Source organism: Gemmatimonadaceae bacterium (assembly GCA_036496605.1).
Lineage (GTDB): Bacteria > Gemmatimonadota > Gemmatimonadetes > Gemmatimonadales > Gemmatimonadaceae > AG2.
In genome coordinates this window covers 1-12575 of the sequence record DASXKV010000047.1, presented here as the reverse complement: position 1 = coordinate 12575, position 12575 = coordinate 1, and the positions used below count along the sequence as shown (strand labels likewise).

9 protein-coding genes are annotated in these 12575 nt (G+C 65.9%); 6 read left to right on the top strand and 3 right to left on the bottom strand.

Annotated elements, in window-relative coordinates; genetic code table 11:
• Nucleotides 1-147 precede the first annotated feature (147 nt).
• Together VGH98_17990 and VGH98_17985 are read right to left on the bottom strand one after the other, a co-directional pair.
• Nucleotides 148-2856 (bottom strand): ABC transporter permease, encoded by a 2709-nt coding sequence (locus tag VGH98_17990; protein HEY2377869.1) that lies wholly within the window; start codon nucleotides 2854-2856, stop codon nucleotides 148-150.
• Between the two features lie 30 nt (nucleotides 2857-2886).
• Nucleotides 2887-3234, bottom strand: a complete 348-nt coding sequence (locus VGH98_17985; GenBank protein ID HEY2377868.1) for a PadR family transcriptional regulator — start codon at nucleotides 3232-3234, stop codon at nucleotides 2887-2889.
• A gap of 192 nt (nucleotides 3235-3426) precedes the next feature.
• On the opposite strand from VGH98_17985, the gene VGH98_17980 reads away from it, so the two are divergent.
• From VGH98_17980 to VGH98_17955, 6 genes are all read left to right on the top strand, one after another.
• Nucleotides 3427-5865, top strand: coding sequence for an ADOP family duplicated permease (locus VGH98_17980; GenBank protein ID HEY2377867.1), 2439 nt, complete (start codon nucleotides 3427-3429; stop codon nucleotides 5863-5865).
• Nucleotides 5866-5982: 117 nt separating this feature from the next.
• Complete coding sequence (locus tag VGH98_17975) at nucleotides 5983-8700, top strand: ABC transporter permease (protein ID HEY2377866.1); 2718 nt, start codon at nucleotides 5983-5985, stop codon at nucleotides 8698-8700.
• Between the two features lie 82 nt (nucleotides 8701-8782).
• Entirely contained in the window at nucleotides 8783-9592 is an 810-nt protein-coding gene (locus VGH98_17970; protein ID HEY2377865.1) for a polysaccharide deacetylase family protein, read from the top strand.
• Nucleotides 9593-10918: 1326 nt separating this feature from the next.
• Nucleotides 10919-11341, top strand: coding sequence for a DUF2141 domain-containing protein (locus VGH98_17965; protein ID HEY2377864.1), 423 nt, complete (start codon nucleotides 10919-10921; stop codon nucleotides 11339-11341).
• Nucleotides 11342-11481: 140 nt separating this feature from the next.
• Nucleotides 11482-11919, top strand: coding sequence for a hypothetical protein (locus VGH98_17960; GenBank protein HEY2377863.1), 438 nt, complete (start codon nucleotides 11482-11484; stop codon nucleotides 11917-11919).
• On the top strand, nucleotides 11889-12149 hold the full coding sequence (locus tag VGH98_17955) for an FtsX-like permease family protein (protein ID HEY2377862.1): 261 nt from the start codon (nucleotides 11889-11891) through the stop codon (nucleotides 12147-12149). Before VGH98_17960 ends, VGH98_17955 begins: the two co-directional genes overlap by 31 nt.
• A 144-nt stretch (nucleotides 12150-12293) precedes the next feature.
• On the opposite strand, the gene VGH98_17950 is transcribed toward VGH98_17955, so the two are convergent.
• Nucleotides 12294-12575: hypothetical protein (locus VGH98_17950; protein HEY2377861.1), on the bottom strand; the 282-nt coding region annotated here is incomplete at its 5' end.

Genomic DNA, 12575 nt, shown 5'->3' with positions numbered 1-12575 from the left:
AACGGGACTTCGCGCCGTTCGGGACTTCGCGCCGTTCGGGACTTCGCGCCGTTCGGGACTTCGCGCCGTTCGGGACTTCGCGCCGTTCGGGACTTCGCGCCGTTCGGGACTTCGCGCCGTTCGGGACTTCGCGCCGTTTTGCCCTTCTTACTCGTGACGCAGTGCTCTCGTCGGTTCGATGCGGGATGCGCGATATGCCGGCAGCCAGCTCGCCGCGACGGAGACTGCGACGAGCGTGATCGCCACGATGGCGTACACCGCCGGATCGCGTGCGGATTCCTGGAACAACAGCGGCGCAAGGCGTGGTGCCGCCAGGAAGGCGATCACCCCACCCGCTCCAACGCCAACGATCGAGAGGCGCACGCCGTCGAGGATCACGAGCCTGAGCACATCCCCGGCGCGTGCGCCTAACGCCACGCGCACACCGATCTCGTGCGTCCGCTGCGCGACGTTGTAGGCGATGACGCTGTACAGACCGATGGCCGCGAGCACGAGCGCGAGCAGCCCGAACGCGGAGAACATCGACGCCCCCAATTTCCACGAGCGCGTCTCGCCGCCGATCACCTGCGATAGCGGCGTGGTCGTGACGTACGACGGCGCGGGCATCTCGCGTTGGAGAGACCGGCGCACGGCATCCGCGTCAGTGGCGGCATCGCCGCGCACACGCACGAAGAGCCCGGTCTGGTTCGGGTTGAACTGCGTCGCCGGCAGATAGTAGTACATGTCCGGTTCGTTGCTCAGCTGGTGCGACTTGATGTCCTCGGCGATGCCGACAACGGTGCGGCACGGTATCGTGTCGAGGACACCGAGTCGCACGCACTTGCCTATCGGGTCCTCACCAGGCCAGAGCGTGCTGCCCATCTTTTCACTCACGACCATCACCAACGGCGAGTGCTCCAGGTCAGTGCCGAGGATGCCCCGCCCGCGCAGGATGCGCGTCCCCAGCGTTCCGAAGTAGCCGGGCGAGACCGCATTCACGTCGAAGCGCCCGAGGCGCCCGACAGCACCGATGCCGGGCACCGACAGACCGACGCTCCAAGTGCTCCAGAATGGAATCCCGGTCTGAAAGGACGCGTTGACGACGCTTCGCGTCGTCAACGCAGCTTGTAGGAGGCGCTGTCTGAGCGCGACTTGGTACACGGAGTCGAGCTGCACGCCGCGCATATTCAAATGGACGATGAGCACTGGACCGACGTCGTAGCCCAGCCGGATATTGCGCACCTGGTTCAGACTACGGACGAACAACCCGGCGCCGACGAGGAGAATCACCGAAAGTGCGCCCTGCATAACGAGCAAGCCGATGCGCAATCGAGAGCGTTGATGAGTCCCTTCCCGGGCTCCCGCCTTGAGATCGCCGGTGAGATCGGCGCGGCGCGCTTGCACGACCGGGGCAACGCCGATGAGAAGCCCGGTAACGAGTGCCGCGATGCCGGCGAACAGAATCGTCCGCTCGTCGCGCCAGACCGATATTTCGGCGTCCTTCGGAAGGAACGCGGCGCGCAGGCCGATGCTGCTCCACTGCGCGACGAGTATCCCGACGATGCCGCCGAAGATGGCGAGCAGCACGCTCTCGGTGAGGAGCTGCGAGAGCAGGCGGGCGCGGCTCACGCCTAACGCGAGTCGGACAGCGATCTCACGCCGGCGTCGCAGTGCGCGCGCAAACAGCAGGTTCGCGACATTGGCGCAGGCAATCAGGAGCACCACCAGCGCTACACCCCCAACCCAGGTCGCCACCTTCGCGAAGCCTGAGGCGTTCGGCCCGCGCTCGCTGAGAATAGATCCAACAAAAGCGCGCGGACGTTCCTGTGAGATTTCCTTCGTTCCACCACGCTCCGCCTGGATGCTCCTGATGAAGGCCTGGGTGAGGTCCGCATTAGTTCGCGCATCGCTCACGCCCGGCCTGGTCCGCGCCATCGTTTCCATCCAGTACCAGTGGTATGTCGTCCACCAGTGCTCCGAGGGGGAGGAGTTTGCGGCTGCCTCCGCAGCGCCGTAGGTCGTGATCGGGACGTAGTAGGCGGGTGGTTGGCTGCTCCAGATGCCAGCGAAATCAGGAGGCGTGACGCCGATGATCGTGTAGAGCACCGACCCGATCTGCACCTTCGTGCCGAGCACGGCGCGGCTGCCACCGTACTCCGTTTGCCAGCGGGCATAGCTCGCGACGGCGACCGCCGAGCCGTTAGGCGGTGTGTCCTCGTCGGCTCCGAAGTAGCGACCGAGCGCCGGCGGGGCGTCGAAGAACTTGAAGAAGCTCGCGCTGACGATGCCGATGTGCATCTCGCGTGAGGCGTCGCCGATGCCGACCGCGAGATCCTCCTGCGCGACACCGGTGGTGAGGTCGAACGACGTCGTCGACTTCGCGAAATCGGCGTACCGCGCATACGGGCCGTAGCTGCCGATGGCCTCATTGCCGCGGACAGTCTGCGCGGTGTAGATGTGGTGTACGCGGTTGGGCGACGTAAGGAGCGCCGGCGGCCGGAAGAGCAGCCGGTCGACGAGCGAGAACATCGCCGCGTTGGCGCCGATCCCGAGTGCGAGCGTGACAACGACGGCAATCGTGAATCCGGGCGCGCGTCGCATGCTGCGCGCGGCAAAGCGGAGGTCGCGTTCGATCGTGTCGAGCCACACGTTGGCCGTCATTCGCCTCGCCTCCTCCTGCAGATACGTAACGTTCCCGAACTGCCGTTTGGCCGCGAACCATGCGTCGGCGTGCGTCACCTCGTCAGGAGCATCGTGCTCCCGCTGGGCCGCATCCATCTCCAGGTGCAGCCTCATCTCGCGCTCGATCTGTCGGGCGTGTCGGGTGGGATGCAGCCACACGCCAAGTCGGTATCGCACCCCATCCAGGAAGGACATGCGAACGTCTCCGGTTGGTCTTCGGTTCTCTTAGGCGCGCATTACGCGGGCGACGGCGAGCGCGAGGCGATCGTATTCCGCTCTCTTCTCGCCGAGTTGCGTGCGACCCGAGGCCGTGATGGTGTAGTACCGCGCCTGCCGTCCGGTGGGCGTCGGTCCCCACTTGGATTTCAACCAGCCTTTGGCCTGGAGCCGTTCGAGGGCGGGATAGAGCGAACCTTGCTCGACGGACAGCACATCGCGCGAGAGCCGCTGAATGTGCTGGGCGATGCCGTACCCATGCATCGACGCCGCGCCGAGCGATTTGAGGATGAGCATTTCGAGCGTACCGGCGCCGAGGGGGCCGCGCCCGGCACCACTACTGTCATCGCGAGGCATAGGCAGTCGTCTACACGTAGGAAGATATAATATGTAGCTGCATACCTATCGCGCGTAAAGGCTGCGGGAGATCCGATACGGCGCGAAGTCCCGAACGACGCGAAGTCCCGAACGACGCGCTTGCGATGCATATTACGACCGTGACGCTGCGGTTTTCACTGCTCGGAGCGCTTCCGCTCCGGTGAGGCACGGATGATCGACCGTTTTCGCTCCGACCTGCGCATCGCGCTCCGCAGCCTGGCGCGGTCGCCGGCCATCGCGGTCACGACCACCGCGATCCTCGCGGTCGGCATCGCCATGGCGATCGCCATGTCCACGATCGTGCGGACGGTGATCGTCCAGCGCCTTCCGGTCCAGAACCAGCAGCAGCTCTTCGTGCTCCGCGCCTTCGTCGGCAACAATGAGCTGCAGTGGCTCTCGACCGATGACCGAAAGGCGTTCCGCCGCGAGACCCGGACGCTGCGCGACGTGGCTGGCGTCGGCGAGCTCCAGGTCGCATCGCCCAGCATCGTCGGCGACGTCACCTATTCCCTCCGCTCCGTTGCCATCAGCGGCAACTTCTTCGAGATGTTAGGCGCGCGGCCGGCCCTGGGCCGGCTGATCCGGTCGGCGGACGACGCGCCGGGGTTGCGGCACGCCGTCGTGCTCAGCTATCGGGCGTGGCGGGAGAAGTTTGGCGGCGACTCGACGATATTGGGCAAGGACGTCGGCGACCCGTGGGACCCGGACTACCACTTCGCGGAGTACACCATCGTCGGCGTGGCTCCCCCGGGCCTCGATTTCCCGTTCGGCGTCGACGACTGGTACACGTATGAAGGCGACCCGCGTGCCGGGCCTGCCATGGCCGGCATCACGGTGGCACGCCTGGCGCCGGGCGCGACGGCGGGCGCCGCGCGCTCCGAGTGGCTCGCGTTCCGGGAACGCGCCTATGAGCAAACTCTCAACAGATCGCACAATGTCGGACGGTTCCACGTCACTCGCGCCGAGGCGGTCACCTTCGCCGATGAGGTCCTCGGGAGCTCGACGACGATCCTCGCGATCCTCTCGGCGGCGGTGGTGCTGCTCTTTCTGATCGCGTGCCTCAACGTCGGCAATTTGCTCCTCCTCCGCGCCGCGACTCGCAGCCACGAGCTGGCCGTTAGGCGCGCCGTCGGCGCCTCGTTTGGCGACATTCTGTCGGCGCTGCTCGCGGAGGGCGTCGTCATCGCCATCCTCGGCGGCGTGGCGGGATTCCTCGCGGCGGAGGCGTTGCTCCACGCACTCGTCGCCGCGGCGCCGGCGCAACTGCCGCGCTTGGACGACATCTCGCTCGCGGGCGCGCCTGTCCTGACGGCGGCGCTGATCTCCCTCCTGGCGACGCTCCTCTTCGGTGTCGCGCCAGGCCTGGCCGTGGCGCGTGGCAGCCTGGCGTCACCGCTTCGCATCGACACGAGGGCCGGCGGCCGGACGCGCCAGAGACGCCGACTTCAGCAAACGCTCGTCGCGGCACAGACCGCGCTTGCCGTCGTCACCCTCGCCGGCGCCGGGCTCCTGATTCACAGCCTCGAGCGACTCGAGCGACTCGATCTCGGCTTCAACCCGAGCCACCTCTCCGTCTTCAGCGTAAGCTTTCCCATGGTCACGTACGACTCGGCCGCCAAAATCGCCGCGCTCGGCAGAGAGGTCCTGCCCGTCATGCGCGCAACTCCCGGCGTGACGGCGCTGAGCACCGTCGAGGCGCGGCCGTTTCTGGGCGCCGACTTCGCGGTCATCGGCCTCCTTCGTGAAGGCGGTTCGACGAGGGACACGACGACAGCTGTGTCGCTCGATGTCGGGGGCCCGGAGCTCTTTCGTACGATGGGTATTCCAATCATCCGCGGCCGCGCATTTCTCGCGTCGGACGACGAGCGCGCGCCGCCAGTGGCCGTGGTGAGTCGCGCCCTCGCCGAGGAGCTCTGGCCCGGGGAGAATCCGATCGGCAAGCGCGTGGGCCAGCTCACCCGCGGCACCGTGACCTGGCGGATCGTGATTGGCGAGGTCGGTGATGCGCATCTGCGCGCGCTCCGCGTCGCGACGCCTACCGTGTATTTCCCCTCGGAGCAGTTCGGCGGATGGACGACGACGGTGGCCGTGCGGACCAGCGCGAACTTCTCCACCGTGCTCCCGTTTCTGCAGCGCGCGCTCGCGCGAGTCGACCCGCGGCTCACCATCTGGGATGCGCACTCGTTCGACGACCTGCTGGGCACGGAGTTGGCTACGCCACGACTCAGCAGCTTTCTCCTCGGTGCCTTCGCCCTCGTCGCGCTGCTCCTGGCGGCAATTGGTCTCTACGGCGTGATGACCTTCACCGTGCGTGAGGAGACGCGCGAGATCGGTCTGCGGATGGCGCTCGGTGCGGGGCCGGAGCGCGTTCGGCGCGACGTACTCAGTCGGGCGCTCTCGGTGATCGCGTTAGGCGGTGCTGCTGGTCTGCTCGGATCATTGGCCACCTCCCGAGTCCTGGCCGGACTCCTCTTTCAGGTCCAGCCGGTGGACCCGGTCGCACTCGGCGCGGCGTGTCTCCTCCTTGGCCTCGTTGCGTTGGCCGCGGCATACCTTCCGGCGCGCAGAGCGACGCGCGTGGATCCGGCGATCGCGCTGCGGTCCGAGTAGGGATCCCGAAGCCAGCTCCCAGACAGCGCCGAGTTTCAAACGGCCTGAAGTGAGAGTTGCCGTCCCCCTGAAGCCATATGTAGAATTCCTGCATATCGATAGGTAGGGATTCTTCATATGTCGCTCCTCGATGCGCTGCGCTACCGATGGCGGGTCTTCACCCGCCCACGCTCGTACGATCGCGAGATGGACGAGGAATTTCGCTTCCATCTCTCGATCGAGGAGATGCAGCAACGGCACGCCGGGCGCGAATCGCTATCTACCGCGGAAGCGCGCGCACGAGCGCGGCGCCGGTTCGGGAACACGACGTACCACAAGGAGGAGAGCCGCACCATGTCCGGCCTCGGATTCTTCGACACGGTGTCGCAGGACCTTCGCTTCGCGTTCCGTACGCTGCGTCGCGCGCCCGGATTCACCGTCGTTGCCATTCTCACGCTCGCGTTAGGCATCGGCGCCAACATCTCAATCTTCAGTGCCGTCGACGCGATGCTGTTGCGTCCCCTTCCCTATCGGGCACCCGATCGGTTGATGCTCGTCAGCATCACGGTCCCGGCGAGGCACGGCCGCGCGCCGCACGACGATGTACCGTGGTCCTATCTCAAGGCGCAAGTGTTTCGCGACGCGCAGCGGGTGTTCTCCGATCTCACTCTCTCTGCCGGCGAAACCGTGACGCTCCAGCAGGACATGGCCACGCGCGAGCAGGGCGAGGTCGTCGACGAGCACTACCTCCCCACGTTAGGCGTGCAACCGACTCTGGGCCGCAACTTCCTCGCGGAGGAAAACAGGCCGAACGGAAAGCGCGTCGTGCTCGTCAGCGACCGCTTCTGGCAGGCGAGACTCAACGCGGACCCGAACGTCCTCGGAAAAAAGCTCGACATCGACGGCGCGCCGTACACGGTGATTGGCGTGCTTCCGCCGCACTTTGCCGGGCTCACGGGACACGCCGACTTCTGGTTCACCATCGGCGCCCGACGCGCCTACATGTTCGATGCCAAGGAGGCGTGGTATCACGAGTTCACTATGGTCGCTCGTCTCGCCCCCGGCGTCAGCGCCGCGCGTGCCCGGGGTAATGTCGCGACGCTCGGCAAGCGCGCCAACGACGCGTATCCCGAGGGCGGGATTACGACGTCGGGTTGGGGGGCGACGGCGAAGCCCCTCGACCGCGCTCGCGTCGACCCGATAATCCGGCGCTCGCTGCTCGTGTTGCTCGGCGCCGTCGCCTTCGTGCTGCTCATCGCGTGCGCGAACCTTGCGAACCTGTTCCTCGTCCGCTCGGCGGCGCGCCAGCGCGAGATCGCCGTTAGGCTCGCCATCGGCGCCGCACGGCGCCGTCTCGTCAGGCAGCTGCTCACGGAAACGTTGCTGCTCGCCGCCCTCGGCGGACTTGCCGGATTGACGGTGGCGTGGTGGGGCGCACGCGCCCTGTCGGCCGTCGACCCGGCGCGCTCGCTCGGCACGCATCGGGCCGGCGGCCTTGGCATGGTGGACTTCGCGACCATCCACCTCGACTGGCGAGCGCTCATCTTCGCCGGTGCGGCAACGGTCGCGACGGCGATTCTATTCGGCCTCGTTCCGGCGAATCGGGCGACGCGCCCCTCACTCACGGCGGCGCTCAAGGATGGAACCACCGGTCACGCGCTTCGCGCCGGCATGTTCCGGCGGTTGACGACGCGCAACACGCTCGTCGTGCTCGAGCTGGCGCTGGCGCTCGTGCTGCTTGCCGGGTCGGGAGTGATGGTGCGCAGCCTCGCGAAGCTCATGGCGGTGGACCTCGGTTTCCAGCCCGACAACGTCCTTACTCTTCGCGTCAGCACGACCACCAGTGATGACCATGGCGACTCGTTGACGACATTTTATCAAACACTCCTGACGAGGCTCCGTGGATTGCCCGGCGTCGAAAGCGTCGCGCTGGGCGACTGCCCGCCGCTCACCGGTGGATGCTCGGGAACCATGGCCTGGGCGGGTGGTCGCCCCAAGGCCCAACACCTCACCGGCAGCGAACCGCCCATCGGGGTGGAGTTCGTCACTCCGCAGTGGTTCAAAACGCTGCGCGTGCCGCTTATCGCTGGACGACTTCTCACGGATGCCGACCGCGGGCGCGACAAAGTCATGGTCATCAACGCAACGGCGGCGCGGCGGCTGTGGCCTAACGAGTCAGCCGTCGGGAGAACGATCGGGATCGGGATGGGGGGATTCGACAGCGCCAGGGTCATCGGCGTGGTCGGTGACGTTCGCTTCAACACCATCGACTCGCTGCCCGGCTCGGACGCGTATGTCTCGTACTATCAAGTGCCGCGCTCGAACGCGATCGTATTTCTGCGCACGGCGATCGATCCAACGTCGCTTGCGAGCCCGGCGCGGTCGGCGATTCATGAGCTCGCGCCGACCGCGCCAGTTTATGAGATTCGTACCCTTGTCTCCCGCGTCGGTGACGCGATGGCGCAGGCGCGTTTCAGCGCGCTTCTGCTCACCCTGTTTGCGAGCGCGGCGCTCGTCCTCGCGGTCCTCGGCATCTACGGCGTCATGGCCTTCGCCGTCTCGCAACGCAAGCGCGAGATTGGTATCCGCGTCGCGTTAGGTGCGGAGCGGCGCGACGTCTTGCGACTCGTCGTCGGTCAGGGCGCGGCTTTGACGGCGCTCGGACTCGGGCTGGGATTGATCGCCGCGCTTGCGGGGACGCAGCTGCTGCGGTCCCTGCTGTACGACGTCGCTCCCTCAGACCCTCTGACGTTCGCTGCGGTCGTGGCCATCCTCGGCACGGCAGGCGTGCTCGCCAGCTGGCTCCCGGCACGGCGCGCGACGCGACTCGACCCGAGCGAAGTGTTACGGGACTGATGGTTGACTCGAGACGAGGAGCGCCGCTCGCTCGTCCTCTGAGACGAGCAACACCGCTCCGGCGCTGGACCCTATGATTCGAATGCGTCTACCTGTACGCGCGTGGTTCGGCGCCATGGCCGTGCTGACCCTTGGCGGGAGCGCGGCGGCGCACCACGCGTCGCGCGCTGCGACTGCGCCGGCGGCGGACTCGCTCCGAGTCCCCATTCTCGTCTACCACAGTGTGATGCCGCACCATCCAGGGCAGACCGCCGAGCAGCGCGTGTTCGACGTCGACGACTCGGTGTTTGTGGCCCAGATGCGGTACCTCGTGGACGGCGGCTACCATGTGGTCTCATTCGCTGCGCTCGTCGATGCCCTCGAGGGGCGCGAGACCCTCCCGAATCGCGCCGTGGTGATCACGTTCGACGACGGCTGGGAGAACCAGTATAGCCACGCCTTTCCCATCCTCCGTCGCTTCGGACTGACGGCGACCTTCTTCGTGTTCACCACGCCGATCGGTAAGGACAGGAAGCTGATGACCTGGGAACAGCTGCGCGAGCTGCAGGCCGCCGGGATGACGGTCGGCTCACATACGAGAACGCATCCCGCCCTCCCCGACTATCACGCGGCACTGCATAACGAGGTGGCGATGAGCCGCGCAGACATCGAGCAGCATCTCGGACGCGCCCCCGACTTCTTTGCGTACCCGTTCGGCGCGTGGGATGCTCAGAGTGCCGCCTGGGCGCACATTGCCGGCTACCGCGCCGCGCGGACTTATGCGGGCGGTGCGTGGAACGCACTGTCGGATCTCTATCATCTGCGCGCGGTGCCGGTAACGGACAACATGCGTGCCTTTGAACGCGCGGTGAGCGGCGGTGGCCCAGGTGTCGTGGCGCAGCGGGGGCGATGACGCCTAGCAGCGCACGAAGCAAATCTTACTCCCCCTCAGCCTTTCGTCGCTCCATCTCCACCTGCCCACGGCGGATGGAGCACCAGTCCTTGTGCTCGGCCACGGGCATGCCGCATTCCACGCAGACACGCACGCGCTGCTTGGACGCGGGGGTATTCGTCAAGAAGAGCCGCTTCAAAAAGGACATTCCGGGCCTCCGGGATACACTGACAAGACGTCGTCCGTACGCAACGAGCCGCCACCGGGTTACACAGGTCCCAATCGGGTCGGTCGCGCCGGAACCACTGGTTAGATCAGCGGATCCGCCAAAGGGTTGGTAGGGCCGAGTCCGCGCGCGTGGCGGCCGCGACAGCTGACTTCGTCCACCGGCGCCCGTGCGCAACGGTGAGGTCACTGGTACTCGCGAGCCGCGCCTGGATCGTCGGTGAGACATCGTCGCTCTCGCTGTGATTGCGACAGTGCGACGACGCACGCCAGGCGCGATGCTCGGATAGCTGATGCTGACGGTCGCTCTCCTCGCGCTCATGCGTCGTTCGGCTGCTGGTGCGCACCTTCTCCTCGCTGTAACACGAGTTCCGCTCGCCCGTCCGCAGAGTCCACTCGACAGGAGCGTTGTTCCGCCCAATTCACGGTCGGCCAGCTAGCACGGAACCATGATCGGCGGAGTTGAAAGTTCGTTCGGCATGAACGAAAACGCGTTCCGGCCGCACGGATAGCTGCTCCGCTCGAGCTCAAAGCTGTTCCGCTCACGCGGAGAGTCGTTCGCCTCATGCGTAGGCGTTGTCCGCTGCAACGTGGCGTCGTGTCGCTGGCGCTGGCGGTCGTCTCCCTTCCCCGCTCAGCGCGACATGAGACCCTCGAACCAGTTCTGTTGATCGCGCTCTGCCTTCCGATCACACGATCTTCGCGATGACGATCCGAATGAGCCGTTCGCGCGCCGACCGCTTGGCTTCAGTGACTTCTCACGGCCCGCCAACCGCCGAGCAACACGCGCCACGGACGCAGCGACGACATCCGTTAACAGGGTACGCAAGTACCGATGACTGCTCCGCACGTGGCGCTGACAACGACGTTCGTACCGATCACTTCTCACCAGGAGACGGTGATGATTCGAACTCTTTCACAAAGGGCGCGACCGCCATCGCTCGTTGTACAGAATCCACCACGAGCAGGTCAATCACGTTCTGCCGCAGATCGATTGCCGTCGGCCACCGCAACGGACGCACGCGGTGGTCGCTTTCTTCTCACGTCGTTCAACGCAGTCCCTCGCAACCGACACTAACGCTATTTCTCTCCGTAGAGCGCACAACCTTGCGGACATCTGCTATGAAAAAACTTCGAGCTCTGCTGCTGGCGATTGGACTGGTCGGAGTCGTCGGCGCCTCGGCGACGTTGAACACATTCTCGGAAACGTTCAAGCTTTCGGGCCGAGTGGTGGGAGCTTCCGGGAAGAACGTTATCTACGTCGCGCTCTGGCAGGCCGACGGGTTCCTCGTGCGACCAGCGCAGACCCGCCGGATTGCCGCCGGCGAGGAGCCGCTCTTTCATTTCGACGTGCCCGCGGGCCGGTGGGCGATCAGCGCGTTCGAGGATCGCAACGGCAACGGGACTCTCGACATGGGCGCATTCGGGCCCGAGGAGCCCAACGGCTTCTGGCGGCCCTTTGATGCCCCCAGGAAACCGGAATTCGGCGACGTGGACTCGCTGGTCAATCGAGACATTCCGAACGCGAACGTCACCCTCAAGTAGCCTAACGGCAGTCCGGCAGTACTTGTCTACTCTATTGGCTGCCATCTACAGAGAGAGCGAGCGATGAGCGATTTCCCGCAGGATGTCCGATACGCCTCCGCACCTTCCGGCGAACGCCCGGCCTGACGTTCGTCATCGTGGTGTCGCTCGCGATCGGCATCGGAGCGACCACGGCCATCTTCAGCGTCGTCAGTGCTCTGCTGCTCAAGCCCCTCCCGTATCCGGATCCAGATCGGCTCGCGGTGTTGTGGCTCAGATCTCCCGGTATCAACATCCCCCAGGACTGGCCCTCGCCGGGCGAGTACATGGACGTCAAGAACGAGAATCGATCGTTCTCCGAGCTGTCGATCTCACAGGGACGCGTCGGGACTATGATTGGTCGCGGCGGTCAGCCTCCCTTTCCCGAACCTCAACGGGTCGAGGTGCTCAAGACGTCGTCGAACCTGTTTCACATACTTGGCGCGAAGGCCGCGCGCGGCCGACTGTTCCTGCCCGACGAAGACACGCCGGGAAAGGCGTGCTCGGCGCGTTCGCAGGTTTCGCGCTCTTGCTCGCCATCGTCGGCGTCTACGCTGTGATCTCGAATCTCGTCGCCCAAGGCGCTCACGACATCGGCGTGCGCATGGCGCTCGGCGCGGAACGGCGCGGCATCTTGTTGATGGTGCTGCGGCAGGGCATGGAGCTGACGGTCGTCGGCGTCGTCGTCGGACTCTTCGGTGCTGTCGCGCTGACGCGCGTGATGGCGAGTTTGCTGTTTGGTGTCAGCGCGACTGACCTGATGACCTTTCCGTCGTCCCGATCGCCCTGATCGCGACGGCAGCCGTTGCGATCTGCATCCCGGCGCTTCGTGCTACGCGAGTAGACCCGACCGTCGCATTGCGCACAGACTGAGTCGCGAGAACTGGGCTTACCGTCCGATCATCATCGGGTTCGAGCTTCCATTGTCGGCGCGCTACCGATTCTGAAGTCCCAGCTCCTGGCGAAAGAGATCGATGCGCGGATCCGGCCGAAGCTGGTCGAGTATCAGCGGGACATCGTCGAGGACGAGCGTGTGGGCGCTACGTGCCCGTTCCAGCCACACCCACGTCTCCTTCCTGTCGCCAAGTCCGGCATACACGACCGCGATCTCGCCGGCGAGCTCACCCTGGTGCTGCGCACGCTGTCTCAAGCCGACGAGGATCCGCTGCGCCTCGTTCGTTCGGCCCGCCCGCGCGAACAGGTTTGCCAGTAGTGC

Bases quoted from the DNA above. Each gene is read 5' to 3' on its own strand.
- VGH98_17965 (HEY2377864.1), top strand. From the start codon at position 10,919: ATGAAAAAACTTCGAGCTCTGCTGCTGGCGATTGGACTGGTCGGAGTC.
- VGH98_17990 (HEY2377869.1), bottom strand. From the start codon at position 2,856: ATGTCCTTCCTGGATGGGGTGCGATACCGACTTGGCGTGTGGCTGCAT.
- VGH98_17970 (HEY2377865.1), top strand. From the start codon at position 8,783: ATGCGTCTACCTGTACGCGCGTGGTTCGGCGCCATGGCCGTGCTGACC.
- VGH98_17975 (HEY2377866.1), top strand. From the start codon at position 5,983: ATGTCGCTCCTCGATGCGCTGCGCTACCGATGGCGGGTCTTCACCCGC.
- VGH98_17985 (HEY2377868.1), bottom strand. From the start codon at position 3,234: ATGCCTCGCGATGACAGTAGTGGTGCCGGGCGCGGCCCCCTCGGCGCC.
- VGH98_17980 (HEY2377867.1), top strand. From the start codon at position 3,427: ATGATCGACCGTTTTCGCTCCGACCTGCGCATCGCGCTCCGCAGCCTG.